Source organism: Spirosoma sp. KUDC1026 (genome assembly GCF_013375035.1).
GTDB lineage: Bacteria > Bacteroidota > Bacteroidia > Cytophagales > Spirosomataceae > Spirosoma.
Map to the genome: position 1 here is coordinate 1,706,247 of NZ_CP056032.1, position 25,000 is coordinate 1,731,246.

The 25,000-nt window shown below is 50.6% G+C and carries 23 protein-coding genes; 15 read left to right on the forward strand and 8 right to left on the reverse strand.

What is annotated here, in order from left to right; all coding sequences use genetic code 11:
• Positions 1–74 precede the first annotated feature (74 nt).
• From gldL to gldN, 3 genes are all read left to right on the forward strand, one after another.
• Positions 75–899 carry a gliding motility protein GldL gene (gldL, locus tag HU175_RS07305; RefSeq protein WP_176565963.1) on the forward strand — a complete coding sequence of 275 codons (825 nt, stop codon included), beginning with the start codon at positions 75–77 and terminating at the stop codon, positions 897–899.
• A 105-nt stretch (positions 900–1,004) separates the two neighbouring features.
• A complete protein-coding gene (gene gldM / locus HU175_RS07310; protein ID WP_176565964.1) occupies positions 1,005–2,600 on the forward strand; it encodes a gliding motility protein GldM in 1,596 nt (531 codons plus the stop codon).
• A 110-nt stretch (positions 2,601–2,710) separates the two neighbouring features.
• Positions 2,711–3,751 carry a gliding motility protein GldN gene (gene gldN, locus HU175_RS07315; RefSeq protein ID WP_176565965.1) on the forward strand — a complete coding sequence of 347 codons (1,041 nt, stop codon included), beginning with the start codon at positions 2,711–2,713 and terminating at the stop codon, positions 3,749–3,751.
• A gap of 46 nt (positions 3,752–3,797) precedes the next feature.
• Here the strand turns inward: gldN and uvrC are convergent, their stop codons facing one another.
• The 3 genes from uvrC to HU175_RS07330 form a co-directional block, all read right to left on the reverse strand.
• Entirely contained in the window at positions 3,798–5,609 is a 1,812-nt protein-coding gene (uvrC, locus tag HU175_RS07320; protein WP_176565966.1) for an excinuclease ABC subunit UvrC, read from the reverse strand.
• Between the two features lie 186 nt (positions 5,610–5,795).
• Positions 5,796–8,153 (reverse strand): penicillin-binding protein 1A, encoded by a 2,358-nt coding sequence (locus HU175_RS07325; RefSeq protein WP_176565967.1) that lies wholly within the window; start codon positions 8,151–8,153, stop codon positions 5,796–5,798.
• A 67-nt stretch (positions 8,154–8,220) separates the two neighbouring features.
• Positions 8,221–10,476, reverse strand: a complete 2,256-nt coding sequence (locus tag HU175_RS07330; RefSeq protein WP_176565968.1) for a tetratricopeptide repeat protein — start codon at positions 10,474–10,476, stop codon at positions 8,221–8,223.
• Positions 10,477–10,593: 117 nt separating this feature from the next.
• Between HU175_RS07330 and HU175_RS07335 the strand changes: the two genes are divergently transcribed.
• From HU175_RS07335 to atpH, 6 genes are all read left to right on the forward strand, one after another.
• Complete coding sequence (locus HU175_RS07335; protein ID WP_176565969.1) at positions 10,594–10,866, forward strand: AtpZ/AtpI family protein; 273 nt, start codon at positions 10,594–10,596, stop codon at positions 10,864–10,866.
• A gap of 66 nt (positions 10,867–10,932) precedes the next feature.
• Positions 10,933–11,298 carry a hypothetical protein gene (locus HU175_RS07340; RefSeq protein WP_176565970.1) on the forward strand — a complete coding sequence of 122 codons (366 nt, stop codon included), beginning with the start codon at positions 10,933–10,935 and terminating at the stop codon, positions 11,296–11,298.
• Between the two features lie 16 nt (positions 11,299–11,314).
• Positions 11,315–12,403: a F0F1 ATP synthase subunit A gene (gene atpB, locus HU175_RS07345; protein WP_176565971.1), complete on the forward strand. Its 1,089-nt coding sequence runs from the start codon at positions 11,315–11,317 to the stop codon at positions 12,401–12,403.
• 88 nt (positions 12,404–12,491) lie between these two features.
• The gene (atpE, locus tag HU175_RS07350; protein WP_410528597.1) at positions 12,492–12,743 is read left to right on the forward strand and encodes an ATP synthase F0 subunit C; all 252 of its coding nucleotides are present in this window, start codon (positions 12,492–12,494) and stop codon (positions 12,741–12,743) included.
• A 170-nt stretch (positions 12,744–12,913) separates the two neighbouring features.
• The gene (atpF, locus tag HU175_RS07355) at positions 12,914–13,408 is read left to right on the forward strand and encodes a F0F1 ATP synthase subunit B (protein ID WP_176565973.1); all 495 of its coding nucleotides are present in this window, start codon (positions 12,914–12,916) and stop codon (positions 13,406–13,408) included.
• 6 nt (positions 13,409–13,414) lie between these two features.
• Positions 13,415–13,954 carry an ATP synthase F1 subunit delta gene (atpH, locus tag HU175_RS07360; protein ID WP_176565974.1) on the forward strand — a complete coding sequence of 180 codons (540 nt, stop codon included), beginning with the start codon at positions 13,415–13,417 and terminating at the stop codon, positions 13,952–13,954.
• A 57-nt stretch (positions 13,955–14,011) separates the two neighbouring features.
• Here atpH and HU175_RS07365 read toward each other — a convergent pair whose 3' ends face one another.
• Together HU175_RS07365 and HU175_RS07370 are read right to left on the reverse strand one after the other, a co-directional pair.
• Entirely contained in the window at positions 14,012–14,464 is a 453-nt protein-coding gene (locus HU175_RS07365; RefSeq protein WP_176565975.1) for a GNAT family N-acetyltransferase, read from the reverse strand.
• Between the two features lie 2 nt (positions 14,465–14,466).
• Positions 14,467–15,123: an oxidoreductase gene (locus HU175_RS07370; RefSeq protein ID WP_176565976.1), complete on the reverse strand. Its 657-nt coding sequence runs from the start codon at positions 15,121–15,123 to the stop codon at positions 14,467–14,469.
• A gap of 179 nt (positions 15,124–15,302) precedes the next feature.
• Between HU175_RS07370 and HU175_RS07375 the strand changes: the two genes are divergently transcribed.
• From HU175_RS07375 to rodA, 3 genes are all read left to right on the forward strand, one after another.
• On the forward strand, positions 15,303–16,304 hold the full coding sequence (locus tag HU175_RS07375; protein WP_228724355.1) for an SMP-30/gluconolactonase/LRE family protein: 1,002 nt from the start codon (positions 15,303–15,305) through the stop codon (positions 16,302–16,304).
• Positions 16,305–16,448: 144 nt separating this feature from the next.
• Entirely contained in the window at positions 16,449–18,398 is a 1,950-nt protein-coding gene (locus HU175_RS07380; RefSeq protein ID WP_176565978.1) for a peptidoglycan D,D-transpeptidase FtsI family protein, read from the forward strand.
• Positions 18,399–18,465: 67 nt separating this feature from the next.
• Positions 18,466–19,746 (forward strand): rod shape-determining protein RodA, encoded by a 1,281-nt coding sequence (gene rodA / locus HU175_RS07385; RefSeq protein WP_176565979.1) that lies wholly within the window; start codon positions 18,466–18,468, stop codon positions 19,744–19,746.
• 5 nt (positions 19,747–19,751) lie between these two features.
• On the opposite strand, the gene HU175_RS07390 is transcribed toward rodA, so the two are convergent.
• Positions 19,752–20,492: a LytR/AlgR family response regulator transcription factor gene (locus HU175_RS07390; protein WP_176565980.1), complete on the reverse strand. Its 741-nt coding sequence runs from the start codon at positions 20,490–20,492 to the stop codon at positions 19,752–19,754.
• Positions 20,493–20,516: 24 nt separating this feature from the next.
• Positions 20,517–21,554, reverse strand: a complete 1,038-nt coding sequence (locus tag HU175_RS07395) for a sensor histidine kinase (RefSeq protein WP_176565981.1) — start codon at positions 21,552–21,554, stop codon at positions 20,517–20,519.
• Positions 21,555–21,787: 233 nt separating this feature from the next.
• Here HU175_RS07395 and HU175_RS07400 point away from each other — a divergent pair, with 233 nt between their 5' ends.
• The 3 genes from HU175_RS07400 to HU175_RS07410 all read left to right on the forward strand — a co-directional run bounded on the left by HU175_RS07400 (position 21,788) and on the right by HU175_RS07410 (position 24,334).
• A complete protein-coding gene (locus tag HU175_RS07400) occupies positions 21,788–22,852 on the forward strand; it encodes a hypothetical protein (RefSeq protein ID WP_228724356.1) in 1,065 nt (354 codons plus the stop codon).
• Positions 22,853–22,910: 58 nt separating this feature from the next.
• Positions 22,911–23,387, forward strand: coding sequence for a hypothetical protein (locus HU175_RS07405; RefSeq protein WP_176565982.1), 477 nt, complete (start codon positions 22,911–22,913; stop codon positions 23,385–23,387).
• Between the two features lie 215 nt (positions 23,388–23,602).
• Positions 23,603–24,334, forward strand: a complete 732-nt coding sequence (locus HU175_RS07410; RefSeq protein ID WP_176565983.1) for an outer membrane beta-barrel protein — start codon at positions 23,603–23,605, stop codon at positions 24,332–24,334.
• Positions 24,335–24,475: 141 nt separating this feature from the next.
• On the opposite strand, the gene HU175_RS07415 is transcribed toward HU175_RS07410, so the two are convergent.
• Positions 24,476–24,850 carry a hypothetical protein gene (locus HU175_RS07415; RefSeq protein ID WP_176565984.1) on the reverse strand — a complete coding sequence of 125 codons (375 nt, stop codon included), beginning with the start codon at positions 24,848–24,850 and terminating at the stop codon, positions 24,476–24,478.
• Between the last annotated feature and the right edge of the window lie 150 nt (positions 24,851–25,000).

Consider the following 25,000-nt stretch of genomic DNA (forward strand, 5'->3'; position numbering starts at 1 on the left):
ATGCGTCTGGCGTCCAGTAATTTTTTGTTAACCCTTTCACAATCAGTTCCTGTTCCATCCAATAATCGCTAATCATGGCAGCAGCAAAGTCCACGAATTTCTTTTGGGATCGTTTAGTACCAACCATTTATAGTGCCGGGGCCGCCGTCGTCGTATTGGGGGCAATGGCTAAAATTCAACACATCAATTCTCTGGGCTGGCTGCTTACGGCCGGTCTGATTACCGAAGCTGTTATTTTTGGACTCTACGCCATGCAGAGCTTCCTGTTCCCTGTTTCGGCATCGGGCGAAGGCTACGCCTGGGAACGTGTTTATCCAGAACTGGCTGACGATTATAAAGGTGAAGCCCGCAAACCGGCTCCACAGGCAAACGGTCTGACCGGTAACATGGATCAGATGCTGGCACAGGCAAAAGTTACGCCTGACGTTTTCGAAAAACTGGGTTCGGGCTTCCGTAACCTGAATGATACCGTATCAAAACTAGGTGATCTGACCGACGCTACGGTGGCAACAAATGATTACGCCCGTAACGTGAAATCAGCGTCTTCGTCAATTAGCGAAATGAACAAGTCGTACGGTACAGCAATTACGGCCATGAACTCAATGGCCGACGCCACGACGGACGCGAAAGATTACCGCGATCAGTTCCAGAAAGTAACCAAAAACATGGGCGCGCTGAACGCCGTTTATGAACTGGAACTGCAGGATACAAACAAACACCTGAAAGCCATGAACGCTTTCTACGGTAACTTGACTTCGGCAATGGAAAATATGGCCGATGCCAGCCGTGATGCGCAGCAGTTCAAAAACGAAATGGCTAAGCTGACAGGTAACCTGGCTTCGCTGAATACCGTATACGGTAGCATGCTGACAGCCATGCGTGGCAGCGTCACGAAATAAGCAGTCTGTAATTCCTGTTCGGTCGCAGCATTGCTGTTGCGACTGAACGCTATTACTTCTGTAGAAGAACTAACCTCATATTTTTACATAGCACCACCATAGTTTATGGCAGGCACAAAAGAGTCACCCCGTCAGAAGATGATCGGGATGATGTATCTGGTATTGACCGCTCTGCTGGCATTGCAGGTCACCTCCGCTATTCTGGAAAAATTCATCCTTTTAAATAACAGCCTGGAGCAGTCGACCGGAGCCGCAAACCGGGTAAACCAGGCTACACTTGATAATATTCGGGGGACGGTTGAAAAATCGGGTAACCGGGCTGCTGATCTGGCTATCGTTCAACAAGCCACACAGGTTCGTGACCAGACCTCGAAACTGATTGCGGATATTGACGCGCTGAAGGAACGTATCATCACTGAAGCCGGTGGGGGCGTTGATGAAGCGGGTGTTATTCGGAACATGAGCGAAGAAGAGAAAGTCGCGCAGATCATGATCGGTGGCAACCGCAATGGCGAGGCTTATGCACTCAAAACCAAGCTGGATAACTATACGAGCGGTTTGACGAAATATACCAACGCGAAATATCCATCGCTGGCACTGGATGGTAAAGACGATCCAATAACAAACCGGTCTCCGGACCAGCGTCTTAAGGACTTTAGTGAACTAAACTTTGCCCAGACGCCAGTACCAGCGGCCCTGGCCGTACTTAGCCAGCGCCAAACGGACGTTCGTCGGATTGAAGGTGAAGTACTCGACGCATTGGCCAGCAAAGTAGGGGCGCAGGATGTTAAGTTCGACAAGATTCTGGCCATGCTGAGTATGGACTCGAAAGTGGTCGTTGCTGGTACGAAATTCAAAGGTGAGATGTTCCTGGCAGCCTCTTCATCGGGTATTCAGCCACGAATGAGCCTGAACGGTGGCCCGGTGCGGGTTCAGGACGGACAGGGCATCATTGAGTTTACAGCACAAGGTGGTTCGTATGACAAAAATGGTTTGTCGAAACGTACGCTGAATGGCTCGATCTCGTATATGCAGCCAAATGGTGAAAACAAAACCGTTACGTTCAACCGTGAGTATTTTGTTGCCAAGCCATCGTACGAAATCGAATCGGGTTCATTCCCTCCGCTGTACCTGGGTTGCGCTAACAAACTGAGTGTTCAGAGCCCTCAGCTGGGTGCCCTCTGGAGCCCAAGTTTCTCAGCTGACGGCGCGTCAGTTATTCAGTCGGGTGAAAAAGGTAAGATTACGATTGTGCCAAATGCAGCCCGTGTAACGCTGAACGTTAGTAACGCGGGCAGCTTGTTGGGTAAAAACGACTTTCGGGTGAATCGGGTACCAAAACCAACACTGGAAGTGTATGCAGGCGGATCCAAAGTGGATGAGCGTCGGGGAATGTCTGTATCGGCAGTACGTAGCATTCGTGTTAATGCCGTAGCGGACGAAAGTTTCCGTAACTATTCACCGGACGACGCAAATTTCCGGGTGTCGGGTATTACTGTATCACTGGCCCGTGGTAGCCGGCGGGTAGGCAGTCCTGTATCATTAGGTGCGGGTGGTGGTTCTGTCGGGGCATTAGCTGCTGATGCTCAGCCCGGTGATCGTTACGTAGTGGAAGTAGAAGGTGTTCAACGGCGTAACTTCCAAGGCAACGTTAGTGATGTTCCTATGGGACGCCCAACGTTTATTATCCCACTTAACTAGTTGGTCCTTAGCGGTAAACGAGATTAAAATGTAATCTGTAATTTCACCGCAAAGACACTAAACTGAGTGATAAGTCGTTGTAGAGTCATAGTTAAACACAAAGAGATAACATGATACAGTTTAGAACGGCAGCTATCGCAACTGTGATGTTGGCAGTGGCCGGAGGAGCAATAGCGCAGGAAAAGGCGAGCACCGGCAAAAATTCGCTGTCTGTTCGTGCCGTCGACGAGAATGACATCATGATGAAGAAGACCCTTTGGCGTCGGATCGACCTGAAGGAAAAGCAGAATCAGTCGATGTTTTCCAAAAATAACGAAATTACAAAGTATCTAATCGACGCAGTAAAAGCGGGTTTGATTGATGCTTATGTTAATGATTCGGTTACGACTAAGTTGACACCGGAGAAATTTCACGAGCGGCTCTTGATTCCAAACGCGGGCGGGGGCTTATCGGCGGAAGAGATTGCAGCAGGATTTGGTAATGATGCCGCTGGAAACGCAACTGGTGATGGCTGGGGCGATGCCAAAAAACCTGCTGATAAAAAAGCCGCTGAAGATGGCTGGGGTGCTCCCGCAGCTAAGAAAGCGCAGCCTGCTGATGACGGTTGGGGAGCACCTGCGCCCAAAAAGAAAACGGTAGCGAAGAACGCTAAAGGTAAAAAAGGCGCTAAGGCGGCTCCCGTAGTTGAAGAAGCGCCTAAAGTTGATACGGTAGCTAAAGCGCCTTCGTTTCAGGGGGATGAGTACTTCGCGAAGGAATTTAATATTCTTGAAATAAAGGAAGACTGGATTTTCGACCGGAAGCGTTCGCGTCTGTATTACGATATTCAGACGGTGACAATTTTCCTGCCTTCCGATAAGAATACGGCTGGTGTTGAAACGCCCCTGGCGACGTTCAAATACAAAGATCTGGACCAACTGTTCCGCAGCGATCCAAAGAAATTCATCTGGTATAACCCACAAAACCAGGCTCAGCACAAAAACCTGGCCGATGCGTTTGACCTCCGTTTGTTCTACGGCCGGATTACGAAAGTGGCCAACCCCGGTGATACGGATCTGGTTGGTATGTACGGCGATCGGGAAGGTCTGATGAAGTCATACCAGACCGAATATGAGCTGATGGAAACCGAGCACAGCCTTTGGGAGTACTAACGATAAACATAAAAAAAGGGACTCTTCGATGGAAGAGTTCCTTTTTTTATGCGCTCTGTAGCGTCTCGAAGTAGGTTTTCAGCTTGTTCGCGCGGTCCTTACCGACCAGTTCAGCGACCTCATCAAACGGTGCTTCGCGGATCTTGTTGACACCTTTAAAGTGCTTAAGCAGCTTAGCTGCTGTTTTCTTACCGATACCATCCACATTTTCCAGTTCGCTGATCAGACTGTTTCGACTCCGTTTATCGCGGTGATACGTAATGGCAAAGCGGTGGGCTTCGTCCCGGATGCGTTGAATCAGCTTAAGCGATTCCGACTTTTTATCGATGTATAAGGGTAACGTATCTTCGGGGAAGTAGATTTCCTCCAGTCGTTTAGCGATACCAATAATAGGGACCTTACCGTATAGGTCAAGCGCTTTTAGCGCATCGCAGGCAGCGCTAAGCTGGCCTTTGCCCCCGTCAATAACAATCAGATCGGGCAGGCCGGTGGCTTCTTCCAGAACTCGGGTATAGCGACGCGTAACAACCTCGTACATACTGGCAAAGTCGTTCGGGCCGATAACGGTCTTGATCGAAAAATGTCGATATTCCTTATTGGCCGGTTTGCCACCGATGAAGCAGACCATGGCCGAAACGGGATTCGTACCCTGGATATTTGAGTTATCGAAACACTCAATACGGTTCGGTAGCGTTTTTAGCTGCAAATCCTGCTTCAGTCGGATAAGCACCCGGTCCTTCTTGCTGGCATTAGCTGTTGCTTCAGCTGCGGCTCGTTCCTGCCGTTCGCGCCGGAAATATAGGACGTTCTTAAGCGACATGTCCAGTAGTTTCTTCTTATCGCCAATCTGTGGTACCGTAATTTCGGCCTGTAGATCAACGTCGAGCGGAATACTGGAAATGATTTCTTTCGCTTGGCTACCGTACTGGCTTCGAAACTCAACAATCATCATGGCCAGCAAATCCGTATCGGTTTCGTCGAGTTTCTTTTTCACCTCAACCGTCTGAGCCTGCACAATTGTCCCGTTTACCACCTTCATGAAGTTGATGTAGGCCGAGGTCTCGTCAGACGCAATAGAGAATACGTCAGCGTCGGCAATTTTGGGGTTGACAACGGTCGATTTGCTCTGGAATCGCTGTAGGACATCGATTCGTTCCTTGTATTGCTGTGCCTGCTCAAAAGCCAGGTCGTTGGCCGCTTCTACCATGCGGCCTTTGAAATATTCCTGCGCCGGTTTGAGATTTCCTTTCAGAATATGATGAACCTGCTCAATGTCTTTGTTGTAATCAGCTTCCTCCTGCTTGCCTTCACAAGGACCTTTGCAGTTGCCAATATGGTATTCCAGACAAACCTTGTACTTGCCCGCCTGAATATTCTCGGGAGCGAGGTTGTAATTACAGGTACGAATCGTGAACAACTGGCTGAACATATCCAGCACCGTATACATAGGTTTCAGATTCGCAAACGGCCCGTAGAACGTACCCAGCTTGCGGTCGACACTGCGCGTGGTGATAACGCGGGGGAAATGCTCGTTCATTACGCAAACGAACGGATACGTTTTGTCATCCCGCAACAGGATGTTGTACTTGGGCTGATAGCGTTTGATTAACTGGTTTTCCAGTAATAACGCGTCAAATTCGGTATGGACAATAGTAAATTCCAGCTTCCGAATCTGACTGACCAACCGTAGCGTCTTGCGGTCATGCTGCCGGGAATTGGTGAAATAGCTGCTAACCCGGTTTTTTAGGTCTTTGGCTTTACCAACATAAATCACCTCACCCGTCGCGTCGAAATACCGATAGACGCCCGGTTCGTGAGGCACTTTCGCCAGTTCTTTTTTGTAATCAAAATCGGCCACAGGAGCGAGGGTATGAGTCGAAATGAATGGGAGAACAGACCGTGAAAATGTCGTAAAAAAGGCATTGGTCTATCCAATAAAATAACAAGAGTTATGGGCTAAAGGTTGCCGGTTCTCTTGTAGCAGAAAGGCGGCAAAACTCTACACTGAGTTTTGCCGCCTTTCTGCTTTTTCAATGAAATGAACTTATTGTAGCATTTCGTCTTCAACTTCAGGAGCTACTTTGGGTGGAATATACCGTTGGGCCGAATCGATATAAACTCCGCCACAGTCGATCTTGAAGTTGTTCGGCTTGCGGAAAGGCTCGGGCCGGTAATTCGTCAGCGTCGGGTCTTTGTACACTTTTTGCATATACATCGCCCAGGCGGGCATGGCCATCCGACCGCCCTGCCCCAGTTCAATCGACCGGAAGTGAATAGATCGGTCATCACCACCCACCCATAGTCCAGATACCAGGTTCTGCGTCATACCCATGAACCAGGCGTCGGAGTAGTTCGAAGTCGTTCCCGTTTTGGCCGCAATTTCGTTCCCGCCTTCCAGCAGTTTGTATTGCGATTTTAGCCGCTGGGCAGTACCGCCGGGTTCTTCCACGGCACCCCGCATCAGGTGAAGCATTTCATAGGCCCGGTTGGCGCTGATAACCTGGTTGGCATCGGGCGTAAACTTCTTCAGTACGTTGCCGTTCTTGTCCTCAATCCGCCAGATCACCATCGGGCGAACCCGGGTACCACCGTTGGCAAAGGCGCAGTAAGCGGATACCATTTCGTAGACCGATACGTCGCTGGTTCCTAAGCAGAGCGTCGGGTCTTCACGCAGGTCATTACTTTGAATGCCCATTTCGTGGGCGTATTTGATAACCGCCCCCGCCCGGGTCTTCTTTATCAACTGAGCACTAACGGTATTGATCGACTGACCTAGTGCTTCCCGTAACGACAAACTCCGGAAGCTATAGCGCCCCGTCGAGTTTTTAGGCGTCCAGGCCGGACCATTGTTGTTGTCCTCACCGTGGGCAAAGGTTGTTGGCTGATCAGTAATATGGCTACAGGGCGTCACAAAGCCCTGGTCCATTGCCGTTAGATACACAAACGGCTTGAAGGTCGAGCCCGGCTGCCGACGACTCTGCCGGACGTGATCGAACTTCATGTGTTTAAAATTGATCCCACCCACCCAGGCTTTGACGTGGCCGGAACGGGGGTCCATGGACATAAAGCCGGTGTTCAGCAATCGTTTGTAGTACTTGATTGAGTCCAGCGGACTCATGGTGGTATCTTTCTCGTTTCGACGGCCGCCGTAGACAAAGACTTTCATCTTGATCGGGCGACGCATCTCCCGCCAGATAGCGGCTTCGTCGTCACCGTACCCCGCCTTGAGTTGCTTGTACCGAGTTGTCCGTTTCGCCCGTTCCTCAATAAATCCAGGAATTTCGACGTACTTCTTCGTCCGGTCGTCCTGCTTGACCCAGGGATTCCGGCCGCGCCAGTGTTCGTAGAATTTCTTCTGCTGATCGCGCATGTTAGCCATAACAGCCTCCTCGGCGTAGGCCTGCATGCGTGAGTCTATGGTCGTGTATATTTTCAGACCGCTGGTGTAAAGGTCGAGGTCAGCACCCGGATTCTCTTCGTTATACTGCCGAATCCACTGCTTGATATCATCCCGGATCACCGACCGGAAATAAGCCGCCATTCCCGTGTTCTGGTTCTCAATGCTGAAATCGAGTTTGAGTGGTTTGCTCTTGTACGCCACGAACTGGTCTTCGGTCAGGAAGCCGTATTTCCGCATCTGACTCAAAACAACATTCCGGCGTTCCCTGGCCCGTTCTTCAAAGAGACGCGGGTTATAAAGCGTCGGGTTTTTGAGCAATCCCACCAGTAGAGCCGCTTCTTCAACCGATAGTTGCCAGGGTTCTTTACTGAAATAAGTCTTGGCCGCAGTCTTGATTCCGTACGTATTGTTTCCAAATGACACTGTGTTGAGGTACATCATCATGACCTCCTGCTTGGTGTAGTTTCGTTCCAGCCGCACTGCTAGAATCCATTCTTTGGTCTTGGCAATAACCAGGCCCAGCAAGGGGACATTGCCCAGGGGCCCCCGTAGTTCCTCCCGGCGGGTATCGAACAGGTTCTTAGCCGTCTGTTGGGTCAGCGTACTGCCACCACCCGAACTGGATGCATCTTTAAACGTAACGAGACCGCCAACCGCCCGGAACAGCGACCGGGGGTCGATCCCAGCATGTTTAATAAAACGAGCATCTTCTGTAGCCAGCAGCGCCGACGTAACGTTGGGCGATACCTGCGAGATATCGATGGGAGTTCGGTTTTCGACGTAGTATTTGCCCAATAACTGATTATCGGCCGTGTACACTTCCGATGCTTCTTCGCTTTTCGGGTTTTCGAGTGCTTTCAGGCTGGGCATTCCGCCAAACAACCATAGAAAATTATAGCTGACGGCGAGAACATACAGAACCAGCATGACAATGCCAGTCAGCGTGAGTTGCCAGAGCGTTTTAATAAAAGGCCGGTAGGTACCGGGCGAGAATATAGACATAATTCAGATGCGGTTTCCCGCGAATAATACTACCTGGCCAATGGGCTGCTGACCAGTACGTCAGGACTTATTTTGGTGGCAACTGGTTAGACTGATTGGCCAGCGTTTGCATTTCTTTCACGCGGGGCAGCAACTGGCTACCGGGATAATCGCGGACAAATTCGTTCAGCGCCTGCCGGTACGGATCGACGCCCTGAACCTTTCCAATCAGAATAATCCGTAATAACGCCAGTTTATCTTCCAACTGAGTACCTACAAAAGTACTTAATGCGTTGTCTGCCCGGGCCAGTGCTTCGGTGGGGTTGTTCGCTTTGTAAAGGTCGTAAATCTGCGTGTATGCTGCTACTGCCTGCGTTTCTGACCCACTGGTCTGACCGGCACCCCGACCAACCAGTCGGGCGTAGGACGTATTGGGAAATTCAAGCAGCAATTTATCCTTCCAATCCGACGTTTTGCCCAGTTGCTCGTTCGAAAGGTGGAGCAGGTAGTAAATCTCCGGTTTTTGTAACGTATTCGGGTAGCGACTAAGTAGCTGCTCAAAGCTTGTAATGGCTTCAGCGGGTTTGTCGAGTTCAAACTTATAAAGTTTGCCTAACTGATAGAGGGCATTTTCGATGCGCTGGCTGGCCTGGATCTGGGCGGCTGGCGAAAACGGAATCTTTGCCAGCATTGCCTTTTTCTTGGCCTGCCGGGCCGCCGACGAATTATCAACGTTGGCAACAGCATTAGGCGCATCGGGCTGCTGCAACGGCGCATTCGGGTTGATCGCATTGGCCGCCGGGTTGTTGTTCAGGGGGCTGTTGACGCCCGGCACTGATGCCGATGCGTCTTTGTTGCTCCGGCGCCAGTCGTCTTCCAGCGGTCGATTGCCCCAGCGTACTGAAAATTCCTGCCGTCCCTGGCTCATGGCAATGGGGTTATAAAGAACCCATCGTTCGGCGGGGGGCAGGTTTGAGTTGGTAGCCCCCGGTACGTTCGATATGGTACCGCTGGCTGCCTGATCCGTAATCTGCTGGGCAATGGCCTGCTGTTCCTTTTCTTCTTTTTCCTGCTTGTCAAGTACGTTATCCAGCATGCGGTTCAGTTCCGAGGACTTCATACCCGCCAACGCAATCAGACTATCGTCGGTGCGAACTGTTGTGCTATAAAGCACAAACTCATCCAATATTTTCTTCCGGGCAGCCAGGGCCGCATAGTTCGGCGACTGCTGAGGCAACAGCGCCATCGCACTGTCGTAATAGGCTTTTGCCCGGACGTAATCCGATTTCTTCTCGAAATACAGCCGGCCAATTTCGGCGTAGGTCTGTGGCACCTGTGTGGTGTTGCCAGCCGCTGCCTGAATGGACAGTTTGTAAAAGTTGATGGCCTGGTCGATACGTCCGCTCCGGGCTTCGAGCAGGCCCATCGTATAATAGATCTTATCTTTCAGATCGGCGTTTTTGCGGTCGTTCAGCATCTGGTTGAATAAAGCTGCCGACTCTGAAGTCCGTTTCGAATCGCCTAGCAAGCCATTGCTCTGAATCGAGTACAGGTTGGCGTAAAACGACTGATCGTAATTGGGGCGGGACTTCGATACCTTCGTGTACTGTTCAAGCGCTTTCCGGGGCTGTCCCAGTAAATCATACAGCTGGCCCGCAATCAGGTGCAACCGAGCCGTCGACTCACCTTTTTTCAGTAGGGGGAACGTCGCTTCCAGCACCCCAACGGCGATCAGATATTCACCTGCCCGTTCATGCATGTACGCTTTGGTCAGGTAGAAGTCGCGGGTATTAATTTTGTTTAACGGCTGGGTACGAAGGTATTCGCCCACGTTTTGGGCGTTGGCATAATCACCGGCTTCGGTATAGGCTCGCATCAGGTATACCAGCGCGGTGTGTTTATCTTCTTCGCTGGTTCCTTTTGTGTTTACGTATTTGAATACTTCGATGGCATTAGGCAGGTCCTGCTTCAGCAAACGCGCCCGGCCAATAAGAATATAGGCGTTATCGAGCCATTTGCTGTTCTGATGGCGTTCGGGAATCAGCGAGGCTTTTTTTATGGCATCGTCCAACTGGGGCTTGACCGGTTGGGCCAGCATAGAATCGACCGGTAGCAGCACCGGGAGCAGCTGATTGTAATTTTCCTGCCGGGATTTGAACAGGATCTGCTCGGCACCATCAATCTGCTCACGGGCAATGACGTACGCGTTATAATGCGCATTCAGATTGTGATAGCCTTTGCTAAGTGGTTTTGAGCTATGCTGAGAGCAGGAAATTAACCCGCCCACAGCCAGCACGAAAACCGCTGCTATTGACGGGATATGATAAAAAAGCAAGCGGGACATGCGAAAAGAATGCGTAGGCATTTGCATTAAAACGACCCAGGCTGTGCTGGCATTATGGAACGTTAGGCCAAATTAACGAATTTTGCATTTTTCTAGCGTGTATACCAACTCAATTCGATGGAAAACTCGTCTGACCAATTCGACAAAAACCGTTCCAGGGAGGCTGGAAAAAAAACTTCACTGGAGAACGCTACTGATAAAAGCCGGTCGATTGCCCAATACAGCGGCATTGCGTTTCAGATGCTGGGCACCATCGGACTGGGCGTCTGGGGCGGGATGAAACTCGACGAATGGCAGCAAAACCAGCGTCCCATCTGGACTATCGTACTGGCTCTAACGGCTATTGGTGCCTCCCTGTATTTGTTCATTCGGCAAATCACCCAAAAATAATATTTCGACCCGATCGTGACCATTCACCGATGGTGTTGATCGAGGCTGATCCGTTCAACAGTAGTTATGCTGCGTACCTTTCTATTTACACTCCTGCTGGCGATTGTATTTTTCGTAGCCGAACGATATTTGGCCGCCAACTGGGTTCACCACCACTGGAAAGTGCTGTTGCTCTTTTTTCTGAGCGTTTCGTTTCTGCTGCACCGGTTAGTTGAGGCTGGTTTACAGAGTAATTCAGAACGGTTTATTACCCTGTATCTGGCGGCTACCGTTGTCCGTCTGATACTAAGCTTCCTCTTTGTCGGCTTTTTCCTTTATCAGAACGTAACGCAGCGCCTACTTTTCGTTGTTACATTTCTTGTACTATATATATGTTACACAAGCTTTGAGATTTGGGGGCTTAATCGTAACTTGCGACGCGATTCGAAATAAAGGTCATTCTCATCATATGATGCGTTCGGTTTTAAATAAATTTTTACTGGCTATTGGTCTCGTTTTTAGTTCGTTAGCGTCTGTTCAGGCGCAGGAGCACGGACATGAGGGCGAAGCGCCACACAAGAAAGAAGGATTTAATGTGGGTGAAATGATTATGCACCACATTAAAGATGAGCACGGCTGGGAGCTGGCTCATGGCCTGACAATTCCGCTTCCGGTTATTCTGTATTCAGACGATCGGGGGGTAGAAGTATTCTCATCCGCACGGCTGGCTCACGATGCTGTTTACAATGGCTACAAACAGGAGCATGGTAAAATCCATCGCGTCAACCAAGCCGGAGAGGTGGAGGAAGGGGTCAAACTGTATGACTTCTCGATCACTAAAAACACGGCATCGCTGTTGCTGAGTGCTGTTATCATGCTGCTGCTGTTCACGTCGGTGAGCCGGGGGTATGCAAAAAACAAAGGCAAGGCTCCGAAAGGCGTTCAGTCGTTGCTGGAGCCGATCATCCTTTTTGTTCGGGACGATATTGCCAAGCCAAGCATCGGTCACCACCACGGCCGGTATCTGCCTTACCTACTGACGTTGTTCTTCTTTATCCTGATCAACAACCTGCTGGGTCTGCTGCCGGGGGCTGCCAACCTGACTGGAAACATTGCCGTTACGTTGTCGCTGGCGGTGCTGACGTTCCTGATCGTTACGTTCAGCGGGAATAAAAACTACTGGATGCACATCATCAGCCCCCCGGGTGTCCCCTGGTTTGTACTGCCTATTATGATTCCGGTTGAGATCGTTGGCGTATTCATGAAGCCTATTTCGCTGATGGTCCGGTTGTTTGCCAACATCACCGCTGGCCACATCATCATCTTGAGCTTGCTGGGTCTGATTTTTATGGCTAACGCCCTGGCGGGAGCAACTACGAGTGTGGCGATCAGCCCAGTGGTTATGTTCTTTACGCTGTTTCTGAATTTCATTGAATTAATCGTAGCGTTCCTGCAGGCGTTCATCTTTACCCTGCTGACCGCCATGTATATCGGCAGCGCCGTGGAGGAACATCACCACCACGACGAAGCACACGGTACCGTTTCCGAACTGGGCTAATCGGAAAATGTAGGTAGTTAGTCCAATTGTTGATTTGCAATCTTTTGTTTGTTTCACTTAATAAATCTGTTTGAATATCATGTTCGCAATGTTGTTTGCTCTTCTGCTGGAAGCTACGGGTAGCATTTCTGTATTCGGTGCTGCTCTAGGCGCTGGTCTGGCCGCTATCGGTGCTGGTATGGGTATCGGTCGTATCGGTGGTAGCGCTATGGAAGCTATTGCTCGTCAGCCAGAAGCGGCTGCTCGTATCCAGACGGCCATGCTGGTTATCGCGGCTCTGATTGAGGCCGTTGCGCTGTTCGCAGCTGTTATTTGTCTGCTGGTTGCAACGGCTGCCTAAGTCGCCCGCATCCCGCAGTAGTACGTTTTGAGCAGGCTGAGTACATTAGGTATCGGCATCCCTGCTCGCTAATGTTCGAGAATCGCCTGTCCGGTCGGGTTTGCCGCCGGGTGGGCGCTTTTCAATCAACAAAAGATTGATTCCATCGACTTTCTGATAATTACACACATATGGACTTACTTACTCCCGACCTTGGACTGCTCTTCTGGCAGGTAGTTGTATTCCTAGTTCTATTTCTGCTGCTCCGCGCCTTCGCCTGGAAACCCATTACCGAAAGCCTGCACGAGCGGGAAGATAATATCCAGAGCGCACTGGATCTGGCCGAAAAAACCCGGTCGGAAATGACGGCGCTGAAAGCCAATAACGAAAAACTGCAGGCCGAAGCCCGCGCCGAACGTGAAGTTATCCTGAGAGGTGCTAAAGAAACGGCGGATAAAATGCTGGCCGAAGCCCGCGACAAGGCCGAAAGCGAAGGACGCCGGATTCTGGAGCAGAACCGGGAAGCCATGCAGAACGAACGGCAGGCTCTGGTAATGCAGATGAAAAAAGAAGTTGTTACGCTGTCGCTGGAAATTGCCGAAAAAGTACTGCGTAAAGAACTGAGTGACAAAGCTACCCAGGAGAAGCTGGTTACGGATCTGGTCTCAAATTCACGCTTAAACTAACCGACTATGGCAGTTGCTACGGTTGCGGCCCGCTACGCCAAGTCGCTGCTGGATTTGGCGCAGGAGAAAGGCCTGACAGAGACAATTTACAAAGACATGCTGATGTTCCGGGAGACGCTGACGCAAAGCCGTCCCCTGCGACTCATGCTGAAGAACCCGATTGTCCGGGCTGAGAAAAAGACCGCCGTTGTCCGGCAGATCTTCAGCGGCCGGGTTGATACGCTGACGATGACGTTCCTTGATATTGTCGGCAAGAAAAATCGGGAAGGTATCGTAGATGCCATTGCTGACGAGTTTATCAGTCAGTACGACCGAATCAAAGGCGTTAAACGCGCTACGGTGGTTACGACCGTTCCGCTGACTGATGACCAACGGGAGAAGTTCAAACAGATTGTGCTTGACTATACGAATGGTAAGCAAGTCGAACTGGACGAAAAAATCGATCCGAAACTTATCGGAGGTTATGTTCTCCGCTTGGGCGATCAGCAAATCGATGGTTCGATCCGGAATCAGCTGAATGAGATTCGTCTTCAATTCCTGAACTAGGAATAGACGTAAACATACGAAAGCCGCTTCCTCCAAAGGAAGCGGCTTTTTTTATGGCTAGTTGATTATCCGAACCAGTTTCTGGTGGGTAGCGATAAACGATTCTCGTTCGTAAAATCGAATGGCGTCGTTACGTTTCTGATTCGTTGTTACTTCCAGATTAACCAGTTCCTCTTGTCGTGCCAGTGCCACAAGAGCGTTCACCAACTGACGCCCAATCTGCTGGCTTCGGTATGCTGGTTTGACGAACAACTCCTGAATTTCGCCCACCTTGCCGGTATGGTGCAATAAGTATTGTATGTGACAGCTGACAAAACCCACCGGTCCGTCGGGCAACTCAGCGATCAGGTAGTGAACCATGGGATTGGCCAGATTACAGGCGAAACAGGCGTCGAACCGAGGCCGGTTGAGCGTTTCATCTTCCAGGTCGCAGAGAAACGCGTATACTACGTCCTGGTCATCGCTTGTTGCGGGGCGGATCGTGAGCGGGCCGGACGGGGTGTGCTCCATTACTAAAACTTCTGTAAGGCGTCGGATTCAAAAACGTGCTTACCCGTCAGCCCCTGCTGGGCCGTTGTGAGCATAGCATTCGCGACCTTACTCGCCTGAACCCCTTTGTATTTATCCGGTACCAGCGGATTCAGCAAACCCATAACGCTTTCGGCTATGCGTTCTCCCAGGCGGCTGTCTTCCTGGCGTCGGTTGCCCATAAGCAGCGACGGGCGGAAAATCAATAAAGTGGGGTAGTTAAGCGCGGCCAGGTCACGCTCTACGTCACCCTTGACCCGACTGTAAAAGAACATCGACTTTGAGTCGGCCCCCATCGCCGTAACAATGGCAAACTGTTTGGCTCCGTTGGCGAGCCCAAGCCGGGCAATATCGAGCGGATACTGATAATCCACTTTCCTGAACGCTTCCTGCGAACCGGCTTTTTTTATGGTAGTGCCCAAACAGCAGAAAATATCATCAGCCTGCGTTACCAGACCATTCGGATGATCAAAATCGAACTGAACTTCCTGCAAACGGGGGTGTTGCCAGGGTAAGGACTTACGAACTAATACTTTTACTTTCTCGTAGATAGGCGAATCAACCAGTTGACGGGCCAGGAGGTTGCCGATCAGGCCAGTAGCGCCAATCAGTAATGCTGTTTTATTGGTGGATGTCATCATACGGCTTGCGGGTAGGGAGTTGCGCAAGTTAGAGGAAGTCTAGTTAAACAAAATCGGATATAGACAAATTTTATCTTATGAAAGTGCGCTCCTATAAAAGCAGTGATCACCTGTTACCCGCCATGAGGTCATCTCTCTTCTGGATTTGTATTGTTTATCAGCTATTACGTAGTCCTGTTATGTACGCTCAGATGCCGGCTTATCCAACGATTGGAACCATTGTTCGGGCCGATCCCAGACTCGACAAACTCATTCCCAAAGATGCCCGTGTTGAAGTGCTGGCCAGCGGATTTACCTGGACCGAAGGTCCGCTCTGGATCAAACCGACGAAGAACGAGAAACAAGGCTATCTACTGTTTTCGGACGTACCACAGAATACTATCTTTAAGTGGACGGCCCAGGATGGCGTAACGCCGTTTCTGAAGCCTTCCGGCTATACGGGACTGGGTGCTTATAGCGATGAACCGGGTTCCAATGGACTAACCCTGGATGCAGCCGGGCGGCTAATTGCTGCCGAACACGGTGACCGGCGCATATCGGCCCTGCCCCTCGACGGGAGTGGTGGCAAAATGACCCTGGCCGACAACTACGAAGGAAAACGGTTCAACAGTCCCAACGACGTTGTGGCCCATTCAAATGGCAGTTATTATTTCACTGACCCGCCGTATGGCATGCCTAAAAAGGAGAATGATCCCTCGCAGGAAACGGGCGTGTTTGGTGTATATCGTATTGCACCGGTGGCAAAAGGAGACAAAAGCGGCAAAGGGGCTGTTTCGTTGATTGTTAATGATCTGACCCGACCAAACGGGATTGCGTTCTCTCCCGACGAAAAAACGCTCTACGTAGCGCAGTCAGACCCTGATAAGCCCGTAGTGATGGCGTATCCTGTACAGGCCGACGGTTCGGTTGGAAAGGGTCGGGTCGTGTTCGGGGCGGAGGGTATGAAAAAGCAGGGACTGGCGGGTGGTTTTGATGGGCTGAAGCTAGACCGGGCTGGTAACTTCTGGGTTACGGGGGGCGGTGGGGTGTTGGTTCTGTCGCCAGCGGGTGAGTTTCTGGGACACATAAACCTGGGGGGCGCTACAGCTAATTGCGCCTGGGGTGACGATGGATCTACGCTGTACATTACCGCTGATATGTACCTGTGCCGGCTCAGGACGACGACTACCGGCAAGTTTTAATCGTCGGGAATGTCAAATGACCGTAAAGTCAGCGAGATAAACCGAATAAAAAATTTACATCCATTCCCTGACGAGGAACTTGGTTAAATACAAATCGTTAACTTTGTAGAGAAGGCTATGTAGCTTGGTTATAGGAATATTCTCATGTTAGAGAATCGGAAGTACGCAATTATTGGTTTCTTTTGTCTGATCGGGCTGATTTATCTGTCCCGGCTGTTTTATCTACAAGTGCTGGATGATACTTACTCGCTGGGTGCGTCCAAAAACTCCATTAAACGGGTCGTCGAAATACCATACCGGGGGCAGATCTATGATCGCAATAATCAGCTCATGGTCTACAATACACCGGTTTATGATCTGTACGTAACACCCAAGAAAGCCGTTGTTGGCGACACAATGGCCTTCTGCCGAATGCTGAACATTACGCAGTCGGATTTTGACAGCATTATGGGGCTGGCCAAGAATTACTCGGTCAACAAGCCGTCACTATTCGTGCGGCAGCTTTCCAAAGAAGATTTTGCCCGTATTCAGGACGCTCTGGTCGATTACCACGGCTTTGAGCCGGTCATCAGCTCGATGCGGACGTATCCGGCACATACGATGGCCAATGCCCTTGGCTACGTCAGTGAAATTACCAAGAAGCAACTGGACAACCAGGAATTTCCCTACTACCGACAGGGTGATTACGTTGGCCATAACGGTTTGGAAGAACAATACGAAGAACAGCTACGCGGCCGGCGCGGGGTCAAATTCGTGATGCATGACGTTCACGGCGTTAACAAAGGATCCTGGAAAAACGGCGAGTTCGATACGCTGGCCATATCCGGGCAGAACCTGGTTACGGGCATCGACGTAGAGGTGCAGAAATACGCCGATAGTCTGATGCAGAACAAAGTGGGCTCGGTCATTGCGGTTGAACCATCGACGGGGGAAATCCTCGTGTCGGTATCGGCGCCTACCTACGATCCAAACCTGCTGTCGAGCCGGAGCTTTTCGAAGAACTACCGGATGCTGCTGAAGAATCCGTATAAACCGCTGATCAATCGTCCGGTCATGGCGAGCTATCGGCCCGGATCGACCTTCAAACTGATTCAGGCCCTGATTGCCCAGCAGCAGGGCACGTTGCTGCCCCAGACGCATTACGGTCATGCCGGTTCGCCTATGCGGTGCCACTGCCGCGGAGGAAATGACCTGCGGGGAGCCATTCAGAACTCCTGTAACCCGTATTTCTACCAGGTTTTCCGGAAGTTCGTGTACCACAATGGCCACCCCAATACGTTCAAGGCGTCTGCGGTTGGTTTGAAGGAATGGCATAATATGGTAGAGAAGTTTGGCATTGGGTCCAAACTGGGTATTGATTTACCTAGCGAACTGAAAGGGAATCTACCGGAAACAGAAGATTATGATAAGCGTTACAAGGGCCAGTATACCTGGAAGTTTTCAACAGTAGCGTCGTTGAGTATTGGTGAAGGCGAGTTGCTGATTAGCCCACTGAAACTAGTGAATCTGGCCGCTACGATTGCGAACCGGGGCTGGTACATTACCCCTCATTACATCAAAGGGTTCGGTAAATCTGGAGTTGGCATACCGAACCAATATATGGAACGGCACGAAACAGACATTGACCGGCAGTACTACCTGCCGGTCATTGACGGCATGCGTCGGGCCGTTATGGGCGGAACAGTAAAAGCCCTGGCTAACATCAACGGTATCGACCTGTGTGGTAAAACTGGTACGGCTCAGAACGCCAAGTTTGGCCATAAGTTTGACCATTCTATCTTCGTTGGGTTTGCGCCGATGAACGATCCTAAAATCGCCGTAGCGGTATTCGTGGAAAACGCGGGCTGGGGCGGTGATGCGGCAGCATCAGTGGCGGCCCTGGTTGCCGAGCGTTACCTGAAACGTAAGACCGAAGCCAAAGCACTGGATACGTACGTGAAGTCGAAAAACTATATGATGGCGGTGAAGCCCGCAGCGAAGCCAAAACCCGTGGCACCTAAAAACGACTCGGCTCAGAAACCAGTCGCGCCAAAACCTTATATGACCGTTACGCCAGCCAAGGCGAACCCTGCCGTTGGCGCGACCGGAAATTAGGAGACGCTCTTTTTCTTCAGTACCTCATCAAGCCTGGCTGCGGTAGTAGTCAGGGAAACTAGTGCCCATGTCGCGTAATAACGATCCCCTACAGCAGCCGATTGACTGGATAACCCTGATTTTGTACTTCGGCTGCGTAACGCTGGGCTGGCTCAATGTCTATGCGGCTGTGTACAGCCCGGAAGATCATACCAGCCTGTTTGACATGTCAACCAATGCTGGCAAGCAAATGATGTGGATTGGCACAGCGGCTGTCCTGATCATTTGTATTCTGGTAATCAATCATAAGTTTTTCGACTCCTTCGCGTACCTGATTTACGCCTTTATGATTCTCATGCTGCTGCTGGTACTGGTAGCAGGGTCGAACGTAAAAGGATCGCGTTCCTGGTTTAAGCTCGGGTCGTTTCTGATACAACCGGCAGAGTTTTCTAAAGTAGCTACGGCACTGGCTCTGGCGAAATACATGGACGTGCCGGGAATCAACCTCTCGAAAGGAAAGGACTTACTCTACATCGGTGGCATTATCCTGCTGCCCTGTATCCTGATTCTGGCGTCGAACGAAACAGGCTCAACACTGGTGTTTGCGTCATTTGCCATTATGTTATATCGGGAGGGCCTGCCGGGCTGGATTCCGTCGCTGGGCATTGCGGTCATTATTCTGTTTGTGCTGGCGCTGGTTTTTCCCAAACTCTACATCTTCATCGGTATCGTTGTCCTGTTGGTACTAATCGTGTTACTGATGCCCCGCTACAACCGGAACATGAGTACAATCCTGTCCATGAGTCTGCTAGGGGTGGGCATGATGCTGCTGGTAACGGGCGTCGATTTCTTCGTGAACGACGTATTGCAGAAACACCAGCGGAACCGAATCAAAGTCTTGGTCGACCCAACGATTGACCCATTGGGCGTGGGCTGGAACGTAACGCAGGCCAAGATTGCCATTGGGTCGGGGCGGCTGGAAGGAAAAGGTTTTCTAGAAGGCACGCAGACCAAATTCGACTTCGTACCCGAACAAAGTACCGACTTTATTTTCTGCACCATCGGCGAGGAACACGGCTTTATTGGTAGCACCATCGTGATTGCGCTGTTCATTGGCTTACTCTCCCGAATCGTTATTCTGGCCGAGAAGCAGCGAAGTAAATTCGCCCGCGTCTATGGCTACTGCGTAGCGGGGATCATCTTTTTTCACGTCATGGTCAATATCGGGATGACCATCGGGCTTATGCCTGTCATCGGGATCCCACTGCCATTTTTCAGCTATGGGGGCTCGTCGCTCTGGTCGTTCTCCATTCTGCTGTTCATCTTCTTGAAACTGGACGCCCGACGTACGGCATTATCGCGCTGGTAAGAAATTTATCCGTCGATGTGCCGGAAGAAAGCGTCGCGGTACGTATCGCCAATGGGAATAACGGTTTTGCCGATGTAAATACGGTTCCGCTCAACGGATTCGATATGGCTTACGGCAACGATGTACGACTTGTGCACCCGCACAAACTGGCTCGTCGGTAGTTTCTCCTCCATCGTTTTCATGGTCTGCAAGGCAAGAATCCGCTCGCTTGTCGTGTAAATCGATACGTAGTCTTTTAGCCCTTCAACGTAGAGAATCTCACCGAGATTAACCCGCTGCAGACGATACTCCGTCTTGACGAAAATAAAATCCCGGGCGATGTCCGCTGGGGGAGCTGGAGAAGCCAAAACCGGACTGTCGGCGGTAGGTAGAATGGGTGCAGATGCCGACGGCATAACTTTCTGCACAGCCCGGTAAAACCGCTCGAACGAAATTGGCTTGAGCAGGTAATCGACTACGTCGTGCTCATAACCATCCAGGGCGTATTCAGAATACGCTGTTGTCAGGATCACCCGGCAATTATGACCAGCGACGCCCCGACGTAACAGATTCAGGAACTGCAGGCCGGTGAGCTCGGGCATCTGAATGTCCAGAAACAGCAGATCGACCTCCCCCCGCTGTACCTGCGTCAGCGCTTCGATGGGGCTGGTTGTTGCGCCAACGAGGGTGAGAAACGGCACTTTTTGGACGTAATCACTCAGAATCGTGTGAGCTAAGGGTTCGTCGTCAACAATCAGGCAGCGCATAAAATCTCATCATAAGGGTAAGGACTACACACTCAACTCCAGCGAACAGGCGTAGCTGCCCGGCTCATCGGTGATGCGAAGGGTATGCCGATTTGGGTAGAGTAGTTGCAGCCGTCGCCGGACATTTGCCAGCCCGATACCACCCACCGCGTCGGTCTGCCGGATCGCTTTTTTATTTAACGTATCAAAGCGCAATCTACCGTTCTGAACGCTTAAATCAAGCACGAGCGGGTGATTTGGGTCGGTCAGGTCACCATGCTTGAACGCGTTTTCGACGAACGACACCAGCAACATAGGCTCAATCTGGAACAGATCAATATTCCCGTCAACCATAAATTCAACATGGGCCTGGGTGAGCCGGAGCTTTTCGAGTTCAATAAAGTTTTTCAGGTACGTTACTTCCTTAGCAAGCGAAACCCGGTCGGGGCCCGTGGCGCTGTCGTACAGCATATACCGCATCAACTCCGATAGTTTCAGAATCGCGCCGGGGGCCGCATCTGATTTGGCGTAGGTTAGTGCATAAATGTTGTTGAGCGTATTGAATAGAAAATGCGGATTGACCTGCGATTTAAGAAATGCCAGTTCGGCCTGGTTCCGCTCGCTGACCAGTGCCTCGCGCTCCCGCTGGTAGACCAGCCAGTCTTCAATCAATTTGAATGCCGCTCCAATCAAAATGGCGGGAATCCCGAAATACAGATTGTCGTAGGCAAAATACAGCTTCGACACAGTGATGGGATAATTCGAAATGCCAAACAGATGCCAGTACAGTTCCTGTTCGATAACGTACCGGGTGACAATAAATACCAGCACGGCAACCATTGACCCCAGTACGGCCAAAAACCATTGCTGCCGGGTCAAAAACCGGTTGAGTACAACCGTATGCTCGAACCAGACTGTGAGCCAGAAGGCCGTGTTGAAGGATATGGAAAAGTCCGGGACTATCATTGAATTACTCTTGGTATCGTACGCGTTACTCAGCACAATACCCAGCCAGACCAGTACGTAAAGAGCGCTGCGTACTCGGGTGCGGGAGTTGACAAAGGAGGGGAGTTGAATTGCCATAACAGGAGAGGTTAATAGTTGGCCGAAATACGGAAGACGCTGTTGCTGGCGCAACTTTGTTCGACCAACGCCCGAATTCGGCCGACGAACCAGAATCGGAGGCTGAGAAAGCGTTGGTCGGGCGGTGAAGGCGTTGGCCGAGATGTCTCGCGTGTTGGTCGAATTGAGTCGTTGGCGGGTAGAAGCAGCCTGCAACTTTGACCCATCAATCACCACAAAACACATTCAGATTCATGAAAACGCTCGCTGCCCTCCTTTTCTTCCTGTTTACGATTGCCGCAAGTTTCGCCCAATCGACCGCTACGCAACCCGTCGAGGTATTGATGATCGGTACATCGCACAGCTACGGCAAAAAACCGGTCGAGCACTTCGATGAAATCATTAATAAGGGGGTGGCCTTTAAACCCGATGCCGTGTTTGGCGAATGGCTTTCCGGCGAAGATTACGACGCCATTCCTGCCTACTGGAACAAAGCTAATGTTGAGAAACGACTGGCCTATCTGAAGAAACTGAATTATCCCGCGCCTAAAAACACGACCAAGTTCATCAAGCAAACGTATCAACTGCTGCGCCAACACCCTAATTTCCACCAGGATCGCATGAAGCTGGCGCGGGCACTCTATCTGAATCGCGATTTCGGTAATGCTGCGTATCAACTGTACCGGCTCGACATCGCCCGGCCTGCATTCGGTAACGAGGAGAAAGCGGCTTATAGCGCCATTCTGGGTGTGCCCGACTCGCTGTATCGCAGCCGTTCGAGCGAGTACCACAACATTCTTTTTCCGCTGATCGACCAGCTAGGACAGGATAAAATACTGCCCATGGACAGCCAACGGCATGATAGAGCCTGGAGCGCGGCCTGGAGCAAAGCAGATTCACTATTCCGTAACTGGGAAAAAGGATTAGACTCTACGTCGGTTGACGGAAAACGATATGCGGCCCTGAATAAGCGAATAAACGAACTATCATTGGCCGGAGACAAGGCGGAAAAAGCAGGCATGGCTACTGTTGCCTATAATAGTCCTGAGGGGGATGAATATTTGAATATTGTGAATTTCTACGGTGCTCGCCGGCTATTTGGTACGGCTGGCTTTCCCGAGGCTGCACTTAACGAAATGCTTCATCAGTGGCAGCTACGTAACGATGATATGGCACATAATGTAGTTAACCGCGCTCGTGCCGCCGGGGCCAAACGGGTAGTTGTGGGTGTTGGTGCCAATCACCGCAAAATCATGGTCGATATACTACGTACCCTGCCCGGCGTGACGGTGTACGAGTTGAATAGCTATACTAAGTAGCAATCGTGTCTTGCTGGACGTTGCGTCCATTATATTTGAGACCATTGATTTATAAACTATGGAACTCGAAGAGCAACAAAGAAAACTAATTCACCTGCGTCAACTAAGCGATGATATGCAAGAGGAATATCTTGAAACCATTCATCTCATATATGGCGAGGGTAATGATTTCTCAGTAATCCGAACTCTTTGTTATGGTTTGATCGACGATAATCCGGTATATGGAAATATGGAACCGGTCGAGGAGCTGTTTTCACTCATTGAGAGTTTCGTCAAGGTGGACATCCGTAAATACATACTAGCGCTTTTCGGATCAGCCGACGTTCTTATGCCGCACGCCCTCTCACAATTAGAGGCTCTGTTTGTTCGGTTACTCAATCGGAACGATACACTGGCTACTTTAAAAAGTATTCTTCATGAAAATGAGGTTCAGTTGCTTTCTAATCATCAGATAGTTAGGTCGATTTATGCCCGAGCGTCCAGTGAACGTCACACCAATGCTGATGATATTTTACGGTTGTTCGAGAACAAATAATTTGTGCCATTCATACATCTGAACGCTATCTATTTTCTCCCCGATATAGTAGTAATCATTCCTAGATTCGGGGCAATCAGAAGAAAAAGCAGAATTTTTTCATCCGTCGTGCAACCCGCCGGGGCGAATCTGTCATCTTCTGGTCAAATAGCACAGGAAACGCCCCAGGCTATTAACAATTAGGTTTATTCCTGAACCCTTATCCTACTAATCAGATGAAAACGTTCAAACACTTCCTGATCGCTGGCTTGTTCACTACAACAACCGCTACGTTTGCCCAAACCACAACCACTACGATTACCGTGTCAACTAACGGCGATACGACGACCACGACAACGACCAGTGCGAGACCCAAAAAGGCCATTGAGCGGGTAGCCAGTAACTTCACTGTCTACCTGGGACTGAACAACTTCGGGAGTAACCTGGCTGATGGTTACGACCTGAAACCCCTGGGCTCGCGGTATATCGCGCTGGCCTGGCAGCAACGAATTCCGTTGATCTCCGGAGGTAAAACCAAACTTCGGTTGATTACCGGCCCCGAAGTCGCCTGGAACAACTTCATGTTTGAAGGACGTAACGTACTGACCGAGCGCGACAATCAACTAGTTATAGAATCCGCTGCCGTTGATCTGCACCGCTCGAAGCTCGTGACAACGCAGCTTAACCTACCGCTCCTGCTCAACCTCTCGCTGCGGTCTGGGTTTTCGTTCAGCGCGGGGGCCTATGCCGGGATGCGGCTGGACAGCTACACCAAAGTGAAACCTGAAGGTGGTAAAGCTGTTCGCGATCATGGCGATTACAACCTGAAACCCTTCCGCTGGGGATTAACAGCTGAACTGGGCTTCCGTGGACACACCAAACTGTTTGGCCGTTACGAGCCGCAAAGCATCTTCCGGCCCGGTCTGGGACCCGACGCCAGCGTCTGGTCTGTGGGTATCAAGTTATAGCTCATCCAGGGGTGTTTCCCCTTCGAAGTGCTTCCATTGAGTGTAAACGGGCACTCCCAGGAGGTACCACGTCAGGCTTCCGGTCGATTGGTAAAACGCCCGTCGACCGGACAATAAGCTGGCAGTTGTTTGCTCGGGTTCTCAGCGGGTTCCTAACGTAAGACCGCTCACAGTTACTGTGCTTTCTAGCCGTAACGAATCGGTATTATGTACGGGGCTAACACCAACTGACTGGGTGATTTTATACAAGTCATCGCCATACACGACAATCCGGCGCTCCTTGTGTGGCCCTTTGTCAGCTGAATACACCGTATCGGCGTAGAAAAAATTAGTAGGACTAGTAACGGCTTTGTTACGTCCGCCATTGCAGGTGCTGACAACGGCCAGAATAAGTAAAGCGCTTGCCAGGCAGCCGAATCGCTCCGAGAAATCGCGGTAATTTCGGTAGGAAATAACAAAAGCGCCTACGATGAGAATCAGGTTCAATAAAGCCCAGGCAGCGTGAAGAAAAGTCATAGAGTGGAAGGTTGAGCCGTAAACAAAAGAAAATTTTCGGCTTCGTGCAACGTAACACCTCCGGCTTGCATCTTTCTGGCAGTTAAGCTCTCCGCCAAAGAGTTCCCCCTTGAATCCGTTTATCCTTCCGATCAGACCGCTTGTGTAAGA

Bases quoted from the DNA above. Each gene is read 5' to 3' on its own strand.
- rodA (WP_176565979.1), top strand. From the start codon at position 18,466: ATGTCGCGTAATAACGATCCCCTACAGCAGCCGATTGACTGGATAACC.
- HU175_RS07410 (WP_176565983.1), top strand. From the start codon at position 23,603: ATGAAAACGTTCAAACACTTCCTGATCGCTGGCTTGTTCACTACAACA.
- gldM (WP_176565964.1), top strand. From the start codon at position 1,005: ATGGCAGGCACAAAAGAGTCACCCCGTCAGAAGATGATCGGGATGATG.
- HU175_RS07395 (WP_176565981.1), bottom strand. From the start codon at position 21,554: ATGGCAATTCAACTCCCCTCCTTTGTCAACTCCCGCACCCGAGTACGC.
- atpE (WP_410528597.1), top strand. From the start codon at position 12,492: ATGTTGTTTGCTCTTCTGCTGGAAGCTACGGGTAGCATTTCTGTATTC.
- atpH (WP_176565974.1), top strand. From the start codon at position 13,415: ATGGCAGTTGCTACGGTTGCGGCCCGCTACGCCAAGTCGCTGCTGGAT.
- HU175_RS07370 (WP_176565976.1), bottom strand. From the start codon at position 15,123: ATGATGACATCCACCAATAAAACAGCATTACTGATTGGCGCTACTGGC.
- gldN (WP_176565965.1), top strand. From the start codon at position 2,711: ATGATACAGTTTAGAACGGCAGCTATCGCAACTGTGATGTTGGCAGTG.
- HU175_RS07375 (WP_228724355.1), top strand. From the start codon at position 15,303: ATGTACGCTCAGATGCCGGCTTATCCAACGATTGGAACCATTGTTCGG.
- HU175_RS07415 (WP_176565984.1), bottom strand. From the start codon at position 24,850: ATGACTTTTCTTCACGCTGCCTGGGCTTTATTGAACCTGATTCTCATC.
- HU175_RS07365 (WP_176565975.1), bottom strand. From the start codon at position 14,464: ATGGAGCACACCCCGTCCGGCCCGCTCACGATCCGCCCCGCAACAAGC.
- HU175_RS07400 (WP_228724356.1), top strand. From the start codon at position 21,788: ATGAAAACGCTCGCTGCCCTCCTTTTCTTCCTGTTTACGATTGCCGCA.
- gldL (WP_176565963.1), top strand. From the start codon at position 75: ATGGCAGCAGCAAAGTCCACGAATTTCTTTTGGGATCGTTTAGTACCA.
- HU175_RS07325 (WP_176565967.1), bottom strand. From the start codon at position 8,153: ATGTCTATATTCTCGCCCGGTACCTACCGGCCTTTTATTAAAACGCTC.
- HU175_RS07405 (WP_176565982.1), top strand. From the start codon at position 22,911: ATGGAACTCGAAGAGCAACAAAGAAAACTAATTCACCTGCGTCAACTA.
- atpB (WP_176565971.1), top strand. From the start codon at position 11,315: ATGATGCGTTCGGTTTTAAATAAATTTTTACTGGCTATTGGTCTCGTT.
- HU175_RS07390 (WP_176565980.1), bottom strand. From the start codon at position 20,492: ATGCGCTGCCTGATTGTTGACGACGAACCCTTAGCTCACACGATTCTG.
- HU175_RS07330 (WP_176565968.1), bottom strand. From the start codon at position 10,476: ATGTCCCGCTTGCTTTTTTATCATATCCCGTCAATAGCAGCGGTTTTC.
- atpF (WP_176565973.1), top strand. From the start codon at position 12,914: ATGGACTTACTTACTCCCGACCTTGGACTGCTCTTCTGGCAGGTAGTT.
- HU175_RS07335 (WP_176565969.1), top strand. From the start codon at position 10,594: ATGGAAAACTCGTCTGACCAATTCGACAAAAACCGTTCCAGGGAGGCT.
- HU175_RS07380 (WP_176565978.1), top strand. From the start codon at position 16,449: ATGTTAGAGAATCGGAAGTACGCAATTATTGGTTTCTTTTGTCTGATC.
- HU175_RS07340 (WP_176565970.1), top strand. From the start codon at position 10,933: ATGCTGCGTACCTTTCTATTTACACTCCTGCTGGCGATTGTATTTTTC.